The sequence below is a fragment of the Agrobacterium sp. M50-1 genome, assembly GCF_049843495.1.
GTDB classification, from domain to species: domain Bacteria; phylum Pseudomonadota; class Alphaproteobacteria; order Rhizobiales; family Rhizobiaceae; genus Agrobacterium; species Agrobacterium radiobacter.
Genome location: NZ_JBBHZH010000012.1, coordinates 52,657 through 69,700, shown reverse-complemented (window position 1 = coordinate 69,700; position 17,044 = coordinate 52,657). Strand labels below are relative to the sequence as shown.

The 17,044-nt window shown below is 60.6% G+C and carries 13 protein-coding genes; 5 read left to right on the top strand and 8 right to left on the bottom strand.

Going from position 1 to position 17,044, the window contains the following annotated elements:
* Positions 1 to 76: 76 nt before the first annotated feature.
* From zwf to WDZ78_RS22130, 4 genes are all read left to right on the top strand, one after another.
* Positions 77 to 1,552, top strand: coding sequence for a glucose-6-phosphate dehydrogenase (zwf, locus tag WDZ78_RS22145; protein WP_026363666.1), 1,476 nt, complete (start codon positions 77 to 79; stop codon positions 1,550 to 1,552).
* A gap of 10 nt (positions 1,553 to 1,562) precedes the next feature.
* Positions 1,563 to 2,261 (top strand): 6-phosphogluconolactonase, encoded by a 699-nt coding sequence (gene pgl, locus WDZ78_RS22140; RefSeq protein WP_425674254.1) that lies wholly within the window; start codon positions 1,563 to 1,565, stop codon positions 2,259 to 2,261.
* 125 nt (positions 2,262 to 2,386) lie between these two features.
* Positions 2,387 to 4,207 carry a phosphogluconate dehydratase gene (edd, locus tag WDZ78_RS22135; RefSeq protein ID WP_425674253.1) on the top strand — a complete coding sequence of 607 codons (1,821 nt, stop codon included), beginning with the start codon at positions 2,387 to 2,389 and terminating at the stop codon, positions 4,205 to 4,207.
* A 196-nt stretch (positions 4,208 to 4,403) separates the two neighbouring features.
* Positions 4,404 to 5,768, top strand: coding sequence for a metallophosphoesterase (locus tag WDZ78_RS22130; RefSeq protein WP_425674252.1), 1,365 nt, complete (start codon positions 4,404 to 4,406; stop codon positions 5,766 to 5,768).
* A 19-nt stretch (positions 5,769 to 5,787) separates the two neighbouring features.
* On the opposite strand, the gene WDZ78_RS22125 is transcribed toward WDZ78_RS22130, so the two are convergent.
* The 6 genes from WDZ78_RS22125 to WDZ78_RS22100 form a co-directional block, all read right to left on the bottom strand.
* Positions 5,788 to 6,144 carry a hypothetical protein gene (locus WDZ78_RS22125; RefSeq protein ID WP_034501163.1) on the bottom strand — a complete coding sequence of 119 codons (357 nt, stop codon included), beginning with the start codon at positions 6,142 to 6,144 and terminating at the stop codon, positions 5,788 to 5,790.
* Between the two features lie 237 nt (positions 6,145 to 6,381).
* Positions 6,382 to 7,470: an ABC transporter ATP-binding protein gene (locus WDZ78_RS22120; protein ID WP_020010456.1), complete on the bottom strand. Its 1,089-nt coding sequence runs from the start codon at positions 7,468 to 7,470 to the stop codon at positions 6,382 to 6,384.
* Positions 7,471 to 7,491: 21 nt separating this feature from the next.
* Complete coding sequence (locus WDZ78_RS22115; RefSeq protein ID WP_425674277.1) at positions 7,492 to 9,147, bottom strand: alpha-glucosidase family protein; 1,656 nt, start codon at positions 9,145 to 9,147, stop codon at positions 7,492 to 7,494.
* A 37-nt stretch (positions 9,148 to 9,184) separates the two neighbouring features.
* On the bottom strand, positions 9,185 to 10,345 hold the full coding sequence (locus WDZ78_RS22110) for a carbohydrate ABC transporter permease (RefSeq protein ID WP_425674251.1): 1,161 nt from the start codon (positions 10,343 to 10,345) through the stop codon (positions 9,185 to 9,187).
* Between the two features lies 1 nt (position 10,346).
* Positions 10,347 to 11,360 carry a carbohydrate ABC transporter permease gene (locus WDZ78_RS22105; protein ID WP_425674250.1) on the bottom strand — a complete coding sequence of 338 codons (1,014 nt, stop codon included), beginning with the start codon at positions 11,358 to 11,360 and terminating at the stop codon, positions 10,347 to 10,349.
* Between the two features lie 155 nt (positions 11,361 to 11,515).
* Positions 11,516 to 12,877, bottom strand: coding sequence for an ABC transporter substrate-binding protein (locus WDZ78_RS22100; protein ID WP_020010452.1), 1,362 nt, complete (start codon positions 12,875 to 12,877; stop codon positions 11,516 to 11,518).
* A gap of 273 nt (positions 12,878 to 13,150) precedes the next feature.
* Here WDZ78_RS22100 and WDZ78_RS22095 point away from each other — a divergent pair, with 273 nt between their 5' ends.
* Entirely contained in the window at positions 13,151 to 14,176 is a 1,026-nt protein-coding gene (locus WDZ78_RS22095; protein WP_026363663.1) for a LacI family DNA-binding transcriptional regulator, read from the top strand.
* A gap of 18 nt (positions 14,177 to 14,194) precedes the next feature.
* Here the strand turns inward: WDZ78_RS22095 and WDZ78_RS22090 are convergent, their stop codons facing one another.
* Positions 14,195 to 15,094 carry a bifunctional methylenetetrahydrofolate dehydrogenase/methenyltetrahydrofolate cyclohydrolase gene (locus WDZ78_RS22090; protein ID WP_026363662.1) on the bottom strand — a complete coding sequence of 300 codons (900 nt, stop codon included), beginning with the start codon at positions 15,092 to 15,094 and terminating at the stop codon, positions 14,195 to 14,197.
* A gap of 77 nt (positions 15,095 to 15,171) precedes the next feature.
* Positions 15,172 to 16,947: a hypothetical protein gene (locus WDZ78_RS22085; protein WP_425674249.1), complete on the bottom strand. Its 1,776-nt coding sequence runs from the start codon at positions 16,945 to 16,947 to the stop codon at positions 15,172 to 15,174.
* Between the last annotated feature and the right edge of the window lie 97 nt (positions 16,948 to 17,044).

The window sequence follows — 17,044 nt, the reverse complement described above, 5'->3', positions numbered from 1 at the left end:
CACATAACTGAGTCTGGCATTTTTAAATCGATTAGATTATTGATGCCCCCAACCCTTGAAGATCGAGAGAATCGATATGAGCAGTCAGATCATTCCTGTTGAACCTTTTGATTGTGTCGTTTTCGGCGGCACGGGCGATCTTGCCGAGCGCAAGCTTCTGCCGGCCCTTTATCACCGGCAGGTTGAAGGCCAGTTCACGGAGCCGACCCGCATCATCGGCGCGTCGCGTTCGGTCATGACCCATGAGGAATATCGCAAATTTGCGCAGGACGCTCTAAAGGAGCACCTGAAGGCCGGCGAATATGACGACGCCCAGGTTGCCGTGTTCCTGAACAGACTTTTCTACGTGCCTGTTGACGCCAAGGGCAACAATGGCTGGGACGTGCTGAAGAAGCTGCTGGACGAAGGCAAGGAGCGCGTGCGCGCCTTCTATCTGGCTGTCGCGCCGGGCATTTTCGGCGATATCGCCGACAAGATCCGCGAACACAAGCTCATCACCCGCTCGACCCGCATCGTCGTTGAAAAGCCGATCGGCCGCGATCTGGCCTCTGCCCAGGAACTCAACGACACGATCGGCCACGTCTTCAAGGAAGAGCAGATCTTCCGTATCGACCACTATCTCGGCAAGGAGACGGTGCAGAACCTGATGGCGCTGCGTTTCGCCAACGCGCTTTATGAGCCGCTGTGGAATTCCGCCCATATCGACCACGTTCAGATCACGGTCGCCGAAGCGGTCGGCCTCGAAGGCCGCGCCGGTTATTACGACAAGGCCGGTGCGCTGCGCGACATGGTTCAGAACCATATTCTTCAGTTGCTTTGCCTTGTCGCCATGGAGCCGCCCGCTTCCATGAAATCGGAAGCCGTGCGTGACGAAAAGCTCAAGGTGCTGCGCTCGTTGAAGCCGATCGACACCAGCAATGTCGAAAAGCTGACTGTGCGCGGCCAGTACCGCGCCGGCGCTTCCGCAGGCGGCCCGGTCAAGGGCTATCTGGAAGAGCTGGAAGGCGGTGTTTCCAACACCGAAACCTTCGTCGCCATCAAGGCTGAAATCGCCAACTGGCGCTGGGCCGGCGTTCCCTTCTACATCCGCACGGGAAAACGCCTCGCGACCCGCGTTTCGGAAATCGTCGTCACCTTCAAGCAGATCCCGCATTCGATCTTCGACGATGCGGCCGGCAAGATCGAGGCCAACAAGCTGGTCATTCGCCTGCAGCCGGATGAAGGCGTCAAGCAGTCGCTCCTCATCAAGGACCCCGGCCCGGGCGGCATGCGCCTGCGTCAGGTCTCGCTGGACATGAGCTTTGCCGAAGCCTTCAACGTGCGCAGCCCCGATGCCTATGAGCGGCTGTTGATGGACACCATCCGCTCCAACCAGACGCTGTTCATGCGCCGCGACGAGGTCGAGGCCGCCTGGGACTGGATCGACCCCATTCTCAAGAGCTGGGAAGAGCTGGGACAGGGCGTGCAGGGTTATACCGCTGGCACCTGGGGCCCGAGCGGCTCGATCGCACTGATCGAGCGTGACGGCCGCACCTGGCACGATGCCGATTGAGGGCCTGGCGATGAGCGAAACGATCCACGTCTTCGACACCGCCGCCGAACTGGCAACCGCTCTTGCGGCGGAGGTTGCCAAACGCCTTGATGCGGCAACGAAGGATCGCGGTGCGGCAAGCATCGCCGTATCCGGCGGTTCGACGCCCAAGCTGTTCTTTCAGGCGCTTTCCAAACACGATCTCGATTGGCCCAATGTCAGCGTGACGCTGGTGGACGAGCGTTTCGTGCCGCCGGAAAGCGACCGCTCGAACCATCGCCTCGTTGCGGAGAACCTGCTGCAGGACAAGGCGAAGTCGGCCTATTTCGTGCCGCTGTTCCAGCCCGCGGCCTCGCCGGAGGATGCAGCGACGCTTGCGACCGTCAAGACCGAGGCGATCTGTGACCCGTTCGATGTCGTCATTCTTGGCATGGGAACGGATGGCCACACGGCATCGTTCTTCCCCGGTGGAGACAATCTCTACGAAGCGCTGGACCTTGATGAACCGCGCGGCGTCCTGACCATGGCGGCGGAGAATGCGGGAGAGGAGCGGTTGACCTTCAACTTCTCCAGCCTGCACGATGCCGATTTCCTCGTGCTGCATATCGAAGGTGCGGCGAAGAAGGCGACGCTGGAGAAGGCGCAGTCTGGCGAGGATGAGGATGAAATGCCGATCCGTGCCGTGCTGAACCGGGCCGAGACGCCCGTGGATATATACTGGGCGCCATAAGCCAACGCGGTCGCCGCTTCCGCGGCCCCGCGACAAGCGCCCGAAGACATGAAGACTGAAACACGACAACCGGCCGCTCACCTCCCGGAACGCCGGTTGTCGACCAACGAACAGGATGAACGCCCATGTCCGCCGATTCCCGCATTCAGGCCATCACCGCCCGCATCGTCGAACGTTCCAAGCCCTACCGCGAGACCTATCTCGAGCGGCTGCGGCTGCAGGTTTCAAAAGGCGTTCACCGTTCCGTTCTGTCCTGCGGCAATCTCGCGCATGGATTTGCCGTCTGTTCCCCCGCCGACAAGGACATGCTTGCCGGCGACCGGGTTCCCAATCTCGGCATCATCACCGCCTATAACGACATGCTCTCGGCGCATCAGCCCTATGAGGCCTTCCCGGCGATCATCCGCGATGCGGCCAAGGAGGCGGGCGGCATAGCGCAGGTGGCGGGCGCGGTTCCCGCCATGTGCGACGGCGTAACCCAGGGCCAGCCCGGCATGGAGCTTTCGCTGTTTTCCCGCGACGCCATCGCCATGGCGGCCGGCATCGGCCTGTCGCACAACATGTTCGACGCCGCCGTCTATCTCGGCGTCTGCGACAAGATCGTGCCCGGCCTCGTCATTGCCGCACTCGCCTTCGGCCACCTGCCCGCCGTCTTCGTTCCTGCCGGCCCGATGACATCAGGCCTGCCGAATGACGAGAAGTCGCGCATTCGCCAGCTTTATGCCGAAGGCAAGGTCGGCCGCGCCGAGCTGCTGGAAGCGGAATCCAAATCCTATCACGGTCCCGGCACCTGCACCTTCTACGGCACCGCCAATTCCAACCAGATGCTGATGGAGATCATGGGTTTCCATATGCCCGGTTCCTCCTTCATCAATCCCGGCACGCCGCTGCGCGATGCGCTGACGCGTGAAGCTGCAAAGCGCGCGCTGGCGATTACGGCGCAGGGCAATGAATTTACCCCGGCCGGCGAAATGATCGATGAAAGATCGGTCGTCAACGGCGTCGTTGGCCTGCATGCGACGGGTGGTTCCACCAACCACACCATGCACCTGATCGCCATGGCGCGCGCCGCTGGCATCATCCTCACCTGGCAGGATATTTCCGATCTTTCCGACATCGTGCCGCTGCTCGCCCGCGTTTACCCCAACGGTCTTGCCGATGTGAACCATTTCCACGCTGCCGGCGGCATGGGCTTCCTCATCAAGCAGCTACTGAAACAGGGCTTCGTACATGACGACGTGCGCACCGTCTTCGGACAGGGGCTTGCAGCCTACACCGTGGATGCACTGCTGGATGAGAAGGGCGCCGTCACCCGCCAGCCCTCCCCCGAACAGAGCCATGATCCGAAGGTCCTCTCCAGTGTCGAAACACCGTTCCAGCCAACCGGCGGCCTGAAGATGCTGACCGGCAATCTCGGCAAATCGGTCATCAAGATTTCCGCCGTCAAACCGGAGCGCCACATCATCGAGGCGCCGGCGATCGTCTTCCATGACCAGCAGGAACTTCAGGACGCCTTCAAGGATGGCAAGCTTAACCGCGACTTCATTGCGGTCGTCCGCTTCCAGGGCCCGAAGGCCAATGGCATGCCGGAACTGCACCGCCTGACGCCGCCGCTTGGCGTGCTGCAGGATCGCGGCTTCAAGGTGGCGCTGGTGACCGATGGGCGTATGTCCGGCGCCTCCGGAAAGGTGCCTGCCGCCATCCACGTTACGCCAGAGGCTTCCGATTGCGGGCCGATCTCGCTCATCCGCGACGGCGACATCATCCGTCTCGACGCCATTTCCGGCTCGCTCGAGGTGCTGGTTTCCGCCGCCGAGCTGGCAAAACGCGAACCGGCGCGCGCCGACCTCTCCGGCAACGAATGGGGCATGGGCCGCGAACTTTTCGCCCCCTTCCGCCGCAATGCCGGCCCGGCCGATCAGGGCGCCAGCGTGCTCTTCCATTGATTTTGTGGAGGCGAAGGCCGGATGCGGCTTTCGCCTTTCAACCCTGCTTTGCGGTGTCGCCGGGGTGCCGCCAGAAACCGCTTTATTTCCCACATCTTAAACGTCAGACTTGTCATGCGGCTGTGATGATCGCCCTATAGGGCCTTCTCCAGCCAGCCGTGGGACGACGGCGCAGTTTCGGATGATGGGGCCTGACATGACGATTTTCTCAAGCAAACGCCGCGATGTGCTGAAGCTTATGGCCGGCACCGCCATGCTGCCGCTGATGGTGGCGGCGACCTCGGTCATGGCGCAGGACGTGGCCCTGCGTGCAATCGTCATCTCCGACCTGCATTCGGCCTATGAGCGTATCGGCCAGCTTCTGGCGGCCATCGAAACGCGCATCGCCGCTGACAAGGCGCCCCACATCATCCTGTTGAATGGCGACCTTTTCGAACTCGGCAATGCGGTGGCCACACGTTCGGCCGGCGAAATCGAATGGACCTTCCTCACGGCGCTCGCCAAGCTCGCTCCCACAGTCATCAATATCGGCAATCATGAGCCCGATATCGACAATGATCTTGCCAATTTCGTCAGCCGCGCCCAGGCGCTCGGTATCACCGTGCTCTCCAACATCATCGACAAGCGCAGCGGCAAACCCTATGCGGCTGATCGCGCCGAGGTGAGCGTCGGGGAGCAGCGGGTCGTCGTGGCGGGCCTCGCCACCAATGCGATCAACACCTACCCGAAGGCCACGCGCGAGATGCTTGACATCCCGCAGCCCGTGGAATGGGCCAAGGCCAATCTTCCTGGCATCGTCAAATCGGATGCGATCAACATCGTTCTCAGCCATGCCGGCGTCGTCGCAGACCGAGATATCCTGCCGCTGCTGCCGGATGGCACCCTGCTTGTCGGCGGCCATGACCATCTGAACTTCGTGCATGAACAGGGTGCTACCCGTTATATCCACACCGGCTCGTGGTGCACCTCCATGACGGTGGCGACCATTGCGGCTCCCGGCAAGGCTGCGGCCATCGAGACGATCGTCATCGATCGCGGCGCTCCCGCATCCCCTGCCCTCAAGGCCCTGATCGAGCAGACGCTTGAAAAACACCTGACTGCTGAAGAACGGGAAGTTGTCGGCAAATCGGCGAAGGCGATGACCGTCGACGAGGCGGGGCGCCATGTAGCGCAGCTTATCGCCGCAAAAACCGGCGCAGATGTCGGTTTCGTCGGCCACACCTCCTTCGGCGCGGGCCTGCCTGAGGGTGATATTCGCCGTTATGATTTCAACGCCTCGCTGCGTTTCGACGGCAAGCTGATGGTGACGGAAGTGGACGGCGAGGCGCTTGCGCAAATCCTCAAGCGATGCAACCAGGATGGCGACATTCCGCTCGCCGCACGCACCGGCGACTATCTCTACGCCATGCCGGAGAAGCCCGGGAAGAAAGAGCGCTACAAGCTGGTCTGCAACGACTGGTCCGCGACCAACCAGAAATCCTATTTCGGCCGCGGCGACCTGACCTTCACCGAGGTGGCGGATGTAAAGCTGAAGCAGACTGCTCTGGGCGGGCTTTCTTAAGGCCGTAGATTATCAGGTCTCAGAACGACCTGATATCGAGCTTCCGGTCCCTGTGTGCGGGATGTGTGCTGAACACGAAAATGCGGTCCAGTTCCTTCTGTGTCAGCATGCGCAGGAAGCGGACGTGGATGGTGTTGTTGGCGTTGACGCGCAACATCACGCAGCCGATCTTGGTGATGCGGGCGTCGGGAATATCGAGATAGAACTGGTTCGGCAGGTTATATTTCGTCAGCAGCGCCAGCACCGCTTCTGTCTGTGAGATGCGGATGACATCGCAACGGCGCGCCGCCATGTGCATCACGGCTTTTTCGGTATATTCGATGCGTGCTGCGTTCATGGTATCTTCCATGCGGAACCGGTTTTCGCGGTCATACATGAAGGATTCTTCCTTGCTCAGGTAATGGTTCCTGATGACACCCGTACCGCTCTGCACACCCAGCTCCCATGCTCAGTCAATGGATCGAGACTAGGCCATAGTCTTTAACAATTCATATCAGCGCAGGCTTAAACAGACCGGAAGCGGGACATTTCCGTCATTTTTCCACAGCCGTAAAAAGCTCAGGAAAAACCCCGGAACGAGGACGTTCCGGGGTGTTTTTGGGGTCGACGGCAATCAGACGCGGTAGGTCTTGCCCTCGGCATTAAAGAGGTGAAGCTTTTCCTGCGGGGCGGCAAAACGCAGGGTTTGCCCCTTGGCGACCGAGACAATGCCCGGTGCCTTGACGATGATGGGCTCCTGGCCCTTCGGCGCTTCGAGATACAGAAGCGTCACCTCGCCCAAAGCCTCGACGATCGACACTTTTCCTTCGAAAAGATAATCATCGCCGGTGACGATGCTCAAATCTTCCGGCCGGACACCGAAGCTTGCGGCCTTGCCCCGTTCGGATGCGGGGGTCGGAACATTGACGGCAAGCGTCTTGCCGCCGACCAACTCGATCGACGTCCGCTCTCCGGTCCCGACAATCTTCCCAGCAATGATGTTCATGGCGGGCGAACCGATGAAGCGCGCCACAAAGAGATTGGCCGGGTTTTCGTAAAGTTCGAGCGGCGCGCCGACCTGCTCCACCCGGCCCGCATTCAAAACCACGATACGGTCGGCCAGCGTCATCGCCTCCACCTGGTCGTGGGTGACGTAGATCATCGTCGTATCGGCCATCTGCTCGTTGAGCTTGGCGATCTCGATGCGGGTTGCGACACGCAGCGCGGCATCGAGGTTCGACAGGGGTTCATCGAACAGGAAGACCTTGGGATTGCGGCAAATGGCGCGGCCGATGGCGACACGCTGGCGCTGACCGCCGGACAGAGCCTTGGGCAGACGTTCCAGATATTGTGTCAGCTGCAGGATTTCGGCGGCGGCGCGCACGCGTCGGTCGATCTCCTGCTTGTTTTCCTTGGCGATCTTCATGCCGAAGGCCATGTTGTCATAGACAGTCATATGCGGATAAAGCGCATAGGACTGGAACACCATGGCGATGCCCCGGCGCGAGGGCGGGATTTCATTGACGAGCTGGCCATCAATGAACATCTCGCCGCCGGTGATTTCCTCCAGACCGGCGATCATGCGCAGAAGCGTCGATTTTCCGCAGCCGGAGGGGCCGACGAAAACGATGAATTCGCCCTGTTCGATCTCCAGATCGATGCCGTGCAGAACCTTCACCTGCCCGTATGATTTGCGGATATCCTTAAGAACGAGACTTGTCATGGGTTGTTCCTCCCTGTCTTATCAGGCGTAACGGGCGAAGAAAGCGCCCCATGCCGGAAGTTCTACGCTTCTGCCTTCAAGGCCGCTAGTAAAGCCATGGCCGTCGAGAACCTCCCAGTTCCCTTCCGGCAGCGTCGCCTTTGCTGGCGTTGCGGACAGATTGAAGAGGCAAAGAACGGTTTCGTTGCCGAGCGTGCGGGTGTAGCTCAGCACATCCCCCTCAACCGGCTGGAATTCGATACCGCCCTTGGCAAATGCGGGATGCTTTTTGCGGAAGGACAGGAACCGGCGGTAATGCTCCAGCACTGATCCTTCGTTGCCCTGCTGGGCGCTGACGGCGCGCTGCTTGTGTTCAGCGGGAATGGGCAGCCAGGTCTTGTCCGAGGTCGAGAAACCGGCCTGCGCATGGCCGGCGTCCCACACCATCGGTGTGCGGCAACCGTCGCGGCCCTTGAACTCCGGCCAGAACTGGATGCCGTAGGGATCCTGCAAATCTTCGAAAGCGATGTCCGCTTCGGTGAGGCCGAGCTCCTCGCCCTCATAGATGCAGACGGAGCCGCGCTGTGTCATCAAGAGTGCCGAAAGCACCTTGGCGAAGGCGTCCTTGTCCTCGACATGCTCGCCCCAGCGGCTGACGTGGCGCACGACATCGTGGTTGGAGAAGGCCCAGCAGGCCCAGCCTTCCGGTGCGGCTTTCGCAAAATCCGCCTGCACATCGGCAACGCGCTGCGGTGTGAGCGCATCGGGGGCGAGGAATTCGAAGGCATAGCACATCTGCATCTTGTCATCGCCCGAGGTATATTCACCGACGATTTCGAGGCCGCGCTGGCTATCACCCACTTCGCCGACGGCGGCGATATCCGGAAACTCGTCCAGCACCGCGCGGAAGCGCTTCAGGAAGGCGATGTTTTCCGGGCGGTTCTTGTCGTAGAGATGCTCCTGGAAGTTATAGGGATTGACCGCAGGCGCGGTGGAGGCATTGCGGCGCTCCGGCGCCAGCGCCGGGTTGTCGCGCAGCTCAAGGTCATGGAAATAGAAGTTGATGGTGTCGAGGCGGAAACCATCGACGCCGCGCTTCAGCCAGAAGCGGGTGATGTTCAACAGTTCTTCCTGCACTTCCGGATTATGCAGGTTGAGGTCCGGCTGCGATGTCAGGAAGTTGTGCATGTAATATTGCATGCGGGTCGGATCCCACTGCCAGCCGGAGCCGCCGAAGATCGACAGCCAGTTGTTGGGCGGCGTGCCATCCGGCTTGCTGTCCGACCAGACATACCAGTCCGATTTCGGATTGTTGCGGCTGGCGCGGCTTTCCACGAACCACGGATGCTGGTCAGACGTGTGCGACATGACGAGGTCGATCATGACGCGGATGCCCAGACGGTGCGCTTCCGCAATCAACCCGTCGAAATCGGCAAGCGTGCCGAACATCGGATCTACATCGACATAATTCGAGACGTCGTAACCGAAATCCTTCATCGGCGAGGTGAAGAAGGGCGAAATCCAGATCGCGTCGGCACCGAGACCGGCAATATGCGCCAGCCGGTCGGTGATGCCCTTGAGATCACCGATGCCGTCGCCATTGGAGTCCTGATAGGAGCGCGGGTAGATCTGATAGATCACCGCGCCGCGCCACCAATCCTTGTTGGGCGTCAAAGCGGAAGTCACCGGAGCGGTCATGGTCTCATCCTGTTTGGTATGGGCGTTCATGGAATAATCAGCCTCCCTTGACGGAGCCTGCGAGCAGGCCACGCACGAGATAACGTTGAAGGGCGAAGAAGACGCCAAGCGGCACGACGATGGTGACAAAGGCCGAGGCGGTGAGGATTTCCCAGTTGCCGCCGCGCGAACCGAGCAGCGCGTTCAAGGCGCCGGTCAGCACCAGCTCGTCCTTTTGCGTGCCGAGGAAGACCATGGCGACGAGCAGGTCGTTCCAGGTCCACAGGAACTGGAAGATGGCGAAGGAGGCGAGTGCCGGGAATGACAGCGGCAGGATGATCTTGACGAAGATTTCGAAGTCGCTCGCGCCATCGACACGCGCACTTTCGATGATCTCTTTCGGCAGGCCGGAAATATAGTTGCGCAGCAGGTAGATGGCGAGCGGCAGACCGAAGGCGGTGTGCGCCAGCCAGATGCCGGCATAGGTCTTGGACGGCACGCCGAAGATGGTGCCGATTTCATTATAGAGCCGTAGCAACGGTATCAGCGACATCTGCAGCGGCACGACGATCAGGCCCACCACCATGGCAATCAGGAGATTGCGGCCAGAGAAGCTCATCCATGACAGGGCATAGGCGGCAAAGGCGGCGATGAGGATGGGAATGACGGTTGCCGGCACGGCTACGGTCAGCGAGTTGACGAAGGACTGGCCGATGCCTTCCGAGGTCAAGACCGTCCGATAATTATCGAGTGTAAAGACGGGTGGCGTCGCAACAGAAATATAGACGCGCTTGCCGCGCGAACCCTCAAAGCTTGCAGCCTTGCTGTATTCATAAGTGCCGTCCGAATTGACGAGGAGTGTTTCGCCATCACCGATATCGGCAGCCTCCCCGGCTTTGAACGCCGTCGGCTCCTGCACGCGAACGCCGAAGGCGGCGACTTGGCCACCCTGCCCGTTTTCGAAAACATTGCCCGATATGACGTAGCGGTTGCCATCCTGCCTCTGCACGGAGGCATCCGCAAGGCGGACAGCCGCAGTCTGTTCGGAACTGGAAAAGGCCGTCCACCAGCCTGACACGGTGATCTGGTCCTTGTCGCGCAGCGAGCTGACGAGAATGCCGAGTGTGGGCAAAAGCCAGAGCAGCACGACGACGAGGACGCTGGCGTGGACGATGAGGCGCGGCAGGCCGACGCGGCGAAGGCGTTTGAAGATGTTCATCTCAGCGGCCCTCCATCTCGCGGTTGGCCTGGCGGATGTTCCAGACCATGATGGGGGTGACGGCCGCCATGATGATGAGCGCGATGACAGCACTTCGGCCGCTGTCGCCGCCGCCGCGGAACATCCAGTCGAACATGAGATTGGCGAGAACCATGGTGTTCCACTGGCCGTTGGTCATGGTCAGCACGATGTCGAAAACCTTGAGCACGAGAATGGTGATCGTGGTCCAGACGACGGCGATGGTGCCCCAGATCTGCGGGACCATGATCTTCCAGAAAATCTGCCAGCCACTGGCGCCATCGATGACCGCCGCCTCGATGGTCTCCTCGGGGATGCCCCGCAGCGCCGCCGAGAGGATGACCATGGCGAAACCGGTCTGGATCCAGATGAGGATGACCATCAGGAAGAAATTGTTCCAGAACGGCATGGAAATCCACACCTGCGGATTGCCACTGAAAAACTCGACGATGGCGTTCAAGAGGCCGATCTGCACCTGACCTTCGGCGCGATATTCATAGATGAACTTCCAGATGACGGAGGCGCCGACGAAAGAGATCGCCATCGGCATGAAAACGATGGATTTGGCGATATTGCCCCACCAGATACGGTCGGTCATGACGGCGATGACGAGGCCGAAGAAGGTGCAGGCGGCAGGCACCACGGCCAGCCAGAGAATATTGTTGAAGATCGACTGGCGGAAACCGGCATCAAAAAACGCCCAGCGATAATTGGCGAGACCGACAAATTCACTGCCTGTGCGGTCATAAAAGGACAGGATCAGCGTCGCGATGACGGGATAGACCAGATAAACGAGAAGAAGGATCAGCGCCGGGCCGATGAACAGCCAGGGCCGGACGGCGGCGCGGCGGTTGAGGTTGCGGGAGGCGTGAATGACGTCTCCCGAGCGGACGGGAAAGATTGCCTGCAGCGCCTTGTCGGACAGCCAGTAATAGGCAGCGCAGGCAAAAACACCTGCTACCATGACGCCGATGGCAGACACGAGTTGTTGAGCCATGTTCCCTCCCTTGATCCTCTCCGCGCCGCGCTGATTTATGCGGTCGTCGGGGCCGTTCCGTTGGTAAGGCCCGGCAGCGAGCCGCCGGGACTTTTTACCGCAGATTCAGATCGGGAAACCGCAGAACAGTTTTCCGGAATCTGCTCGGCCGATTGTTACTTCAGGCCGTCCCAAGCCTTCTGAATATCGGCAGCGACCTGATCGGCAGACTTGCCGCCGACGAAATCGATCATGCCGGTCCAGAATGCGCCAGCGCCGATCTTGCCGGGCATCAGGTCGGAACCATCGAAACCGAAGCTTGTCGCGGTCGTCAGGATTTCGCCCTGGCGCTTCATCTGCTCATTGGCATAGGTGTCGACATTCACGCCCTTATACGGCGTCAGGAAGCTGGACTGCGCCATCCAGACCTCATGCGCGATCGGGGTCTGCAGGAATTCTACGAATGCCTTGGCAGCCGGCGCTTCCTTGGTGATGGTGACGAGCGTGCCCGCGCCGAGAACCGGCTTGCCGAGTTCAGGCTTGGACGCATAGGTCGGCATGTAGAAGAAATCCGCATCCGTTCCGACCTTGGTGCCCTCAGGGAAGAAGGACGGAATGAACGACGCCTGATGGTGCAGGTAGCACTTCGGCGGAATGTCGAAGAGGCCCTTGGGGCTGTCGCGGAAGTCGGTGGAGGCCACGGCCGCGACGCCGCCGCTCACATATTTTTCGTTCTTGGCGAATTTGCCGAATTCGTTGATGGCCTCGACCACGGCCGGATCGGTGAACTTCACCTCGTTGGTCGTCCATTTCTGGTAGACATCGAGCGGCTGCGTGCGCAGCATCAGGTCTTCCACCCAGTCGGTCGCCGGCCAGCCGGTCGCGCCGCCGGAACCGAGGCCGATGCACCATGGCGTGCCGCCATCGGCAACGATCTGGTCCGTCAGCTTGAGCAGGTCTTCCATGCTCTCGGGCACCTTATAGCCCGCTTCCTCGAAGTTCTCAGGCACATACCAGACGAGCGACTTCACATCCGCCTTGAAGGGAAATGCGAAATAGGCCTTGTTGCCGTCCTTGCCCTTGTAGCTGCCGAGATCGACCCAGGACTGGCCCGCGCCGTAATTTTCCTTGACCCAGCTGGCGGTCGCATCGCCGAGCGGCACGAGGAAGCCCTTGGCGGCGAGATCAGCCAGAAGGCCGGGCTGCGGCAGGATAGCGATATTGGGCGGCGAACCCGCCTGCGTGTCGATGACGATCTGCTGCTCGTAGTTTTCCGACGAGGAATAACGGACATTCACGCCGGTCGCGTCAGCGAAATAGGCGAGCACCGACTGGAACAGAGCCTCATCCTCACCACGCCAGGGGCCGAAAATCGTCAGCGTCTGGCCCTTCAGGTCGGCATGGGCCGCCTTGAAGTCTTCGTAGCTTTTCCAGTTGAACTTGGCGTCCCCGCCGGGTGCAAATTTCAGGTCGGCGGCAAAGGCCGCACCGGACAGCAATGCCATGACAGCAGCCGTCGCCAAAAGAGTCTTCCGCATGTGATTTACCTCCCATCACATAAAAGGCTCAAAGCGTCCTCTCCAATCAAAGCGCTTTGGCTGCCTATTCATCTCATTGTCATTAACACAGAGTCAAGAGGCTCTTTATTCGGAAACGTTGCAGTGCCTCATGAATAGTCATATTTAATTAGGAAGGCGGCTATCCTTTTCGATTGAGAAATACGGTGGAGGCTGGTAAAAATCTAAAGCGCTTTGGGAATTGAGGAGCGGCTTTGCCGTATTCTCGGGCGCGCGCATGGAGGAATGACAGACATGAACCTGAAACAGTTGTCGCAACTGCTGGGCATTTCGCAGACGACGATCAGCAGGGCGCTCAACGGCTATCCGGAAGTCAGCGCCGAAACCCGCCGCCGTGTCATGGAGGCTGCCGAAAAAACCGGATATCGCCCGAATGCGGCAGCGCAACGGCTGGCGACGGGCAAGGTCGGCTCCATCGGACTTGTGATGCCGATTGGCGAGCATCACCGTTCGGATGTGCATTTCGGCGAATTCCTGAGCGGCCTCGGTGAGGAAGCATCACGTAGCGGCTTTCATCTCGTCATCATGCCAACCGAGCCGGAAAAGGAGCGCGAAGCCCTGCGTGGGCTGGCGGCCAGCGGCAGCGTCGACGGCATCTATCTCGCCTATATGAAGAACAACGATCCACGCATCGCCATGATGCAGTCGCTCTCCCTGCCCTTCCTCGTGCATGGCCGCTCCATCGGCGTGGAGGAGGACTATCCCTATCTCGACGTGGACAATGAGGGCGCCTTCCGCGATGCCACCCAGCTTCTCCTCCAGCTCGGCCATACCCGCATCGGGCTGCTGAACGGCCCCGCGGGTTATGATTTCACTTTCCGCCGCTGTCTCGGAGTGGAAAAGGCGATGGCGGCAAACGGCCTGGCATTACATGCGGACAATGTAAGACACGGCAGCATGACCGACGAGGAAGGTTATCTCGGCATGGAAGCGCTGCTCTCACGCCCGGAAAAACCGACCGCCATCCTCTGCGCCAGTACCGCGCTTGCGCTCGGCGCGATCCGCTCGCTCAATCAGCGAGGCTTAAAACCCGGCAAGGATATTTCGCTGATCGCCCATGACGATGTGCTGCCGCTGCTGAAACCCGATAATTTCTCCGTCCCGCTCACCACCACCCGCTCGTCATTGAGGGCTGCGGGCGTGCGTGTGGGCCAGCGCCTGATCAACCGGATCAAGCTCAACCAGACGGAACCATATCAGGAACTCTGGAAGGCGGAACTTGTGGTGCGCGCGTCGACGGGGCCGGCTCCGAAAGCGTAGCCGGCCATTTTAAACCGCTTAGAACTTCGGCGCCGCCAGACCCACTGCGCGATGGGCGGCGATGACGGTGTTGGCCATCAGCATGGCGATTGTCATCGGGCCGACACCGCCCGGAACCGGCGTGATAGCGGCGGCAACCGCGCTTGCTTCATCATAGGCGACATCGCCCACCAGCTTCGACTTGCCTTCACCCTTTTCCGGCGCGGGAATGCGGTTGATGCCGACATCGATGACGGTCGCGCCTGATTTCACCCAGTCGCCCTTCACCATCGCCGCGCGGCCGACCGCCGCGACGAGAATATCGGCCGTCTTGCAGACGGCGGCCAGATCCTTGGTGCGCGAATGCGCCATCGTCACCGTGGCGTTGGCATTCAACAGAAGCTGGCCCATGGGCTTGCCGAACAGGTTGGAGCGGCCAATGACCACGGCGTTGAGGCCGGAGAGATCATCGCCGTGAATGCCGCGCACCAGAAGCATGGCGCCGGCGGGCGTGCAGGAGATGAGCCCGGTGGCGAGATCGCCGGTCGCGAGCTTGCCGGCGTTCAGCACGCTCAGGCCATCGACATCCTTTTCGGGCAGGATCGACTGGATGATCTCATCGGAATTGAAGTGTTTCGGCAGCGGCAGCTGCACCAGAATGCCGTGAATGGAGGCATCGGCGTTCAGTTCGCCGACCAGCTTCAGAAGGTCAGCTTGCGTGGTTTCCTCCGGCAGCGTGTGCTGGATGGAATTGAAACCGCATTGCTTGGCCATCTTGCTTTTGGAGTTCACGTAAGCATGGCTGGCCGGATCATTTCCGACGATGACAACCGCGAGACCGGGCTTTACGCCCTTTTCCGCCTCAAGCGCTTCTGCCGATTTGCGGACCGCCTCCGTTACCGAAGCCGCCTTCGCCTTCCCGTCAATCACAACTGCCATGCGTCCTGCTCCTGCTGGGTTACGTAGGCTCCGTATGGTGCCCCCTTCGCAGGAATGCAAGCTAAAATGCGGCGTTTTCAGGCTGTTTTGCGGTAGTCTTCGCGGTGATCGGCGTAATCGGTAAGACGCTCTCTCAGGAACGCCAATTCGCGTCGCAATTCCATCAGCTCCTCGGCTTCGGCCTGAGCATGGTCGAAGCGCCCGGCAAGAGCTTCCGCCAGGAGCGGAGGAAGCCCGGAGGAGGCCGGATCAGCAGTGCCGACCGTGCGGTTGCCCATCAGGACCTGACGCACGCGTTCGTCCAGCGGCATATCGTCGTCATCATTGACGGCCTCGCCATAATAATCTGCGAAGCTGTCTTCCTCCGGCTCGATGTTGCCCTCTGCGGCAAGATCCGGCAGATCGTCAAACACAGCAGGCTCGATCGGTTCGAATTCAGAAACCTGCAGAGACTGGACCGGCGGCTCGACGGAGGATGGAAGTTGCGCACCGTCTTCGATGAGCCATGCGCCCTCTTCTTCCTCGTCATGGCGGCGGTAGCTCAGGAGATAGAGACTGCTTAGCAAGCCGATTAATCCGCCGCCGCCCGCCAGCATGGCGGCCTGCGTCAGGTCGCGGGTCAATTCTCCCGGTGCTGCCTTCTTGGTCAAACGTGTTTCGACCGCAGGCGTGGCGGATGCGGACAGGTCACGGCGTTCGCTTGCCTCCAGATAGGTATTTCGCGCTGTTTCCAGTTCACCCTGCAATCTCGAGAACTCGCCGGGGGCGACACCGAGCTCGCTCAGGCGGTCGAGGTATTTCCTGTGCTCGCCATTGGCGGTCGCGGCCTCCTGAGCGATGCGCTTTTCATCCGCCCGCAGACCGTCGAGTAACTGCCGCAATGCGGGGGCGGCAAGTGCCTGTGCCGCGTCCACTGCATTCTGGGCGGCGATGCTGCGGGGATGTTTCGGGCCATAATCGACCGAAACGGCAGCAAGCGCCATGCTGGCGCTCGCATGCTTCTGCCTGACGTCCTCAAGCGCCGAAAAAGCCACGCCGGCCGGCAGAGGCTTCACAAAGACATCATTCGGTTTCAGGCCCGAAGCCGCCGTCAAATCAGCCTGAATGGATTGTTGCTGCGGGGTAATTCCGGCAAGCCTATCGTTTACGTCGCGCAGCTGCTGCTCGAGTTGCTGCACCTCGGACATTACGGCGTCACCGTGACGCATCTGGAAACCGTTCAGCGCGGCTTCCGCCTCATCGAGCCTTGTCCGCGCCCTCTCCGTCTCGCGCATGGCTGGTGTCATCGTGCCGGCCTTGCCATCCGCGATCACGCGCATCGAAAGATAATCGGTCAGCCGCATGGCGGTTTCCGGCGTCGCGGCCTTACCGGTCACGATCAGCGTATTTTCATCCGGTGTCAGTTCCAGCCGGATCGCCTGGCCCACCGCGCCGTTCAGCGCCTCACGCGCGGACAGCGGACGCGCATCCGCGCCGGTCAGAAGGTCGAAAAGCAGGCCAAGCTCGCCCTGATTGCGAACGCCGACCATATCGGCGGGTTTCAGTTTGAGATCGGCGGTTATACGGTCGAGCCCGGAGGGTGACAGCAGGGTGCGACGCGCCATCGCCAGAAAACGGGCCGTATCGGGGGCATCATAGGCGGTCTGGGTAACCTCGATCCGGGCCTGCGAAACATAACCGCGAAAGCCGGAATCGATGAGCAGAAGCGGAAGGGCAGCCCCGGCAACGGTGGCAGCGGCGATGCACCCGGACGTCAGGAGCCGCAGCCAATGTCTGCGCCATTGCGATACTGGCGCGGCGACATCATCCTCGTCAGGGCGGATCGCCATCATGTCCGGATTGTCATCAACCATCTGAAGCCGTCTGCCGCGCTCGGCGCCGCCCGCCACGGGCGACTGTCAAAACCTTACGGGAGGTTAAAGGATCGTGGCAAACAAATGGTTAACGCGG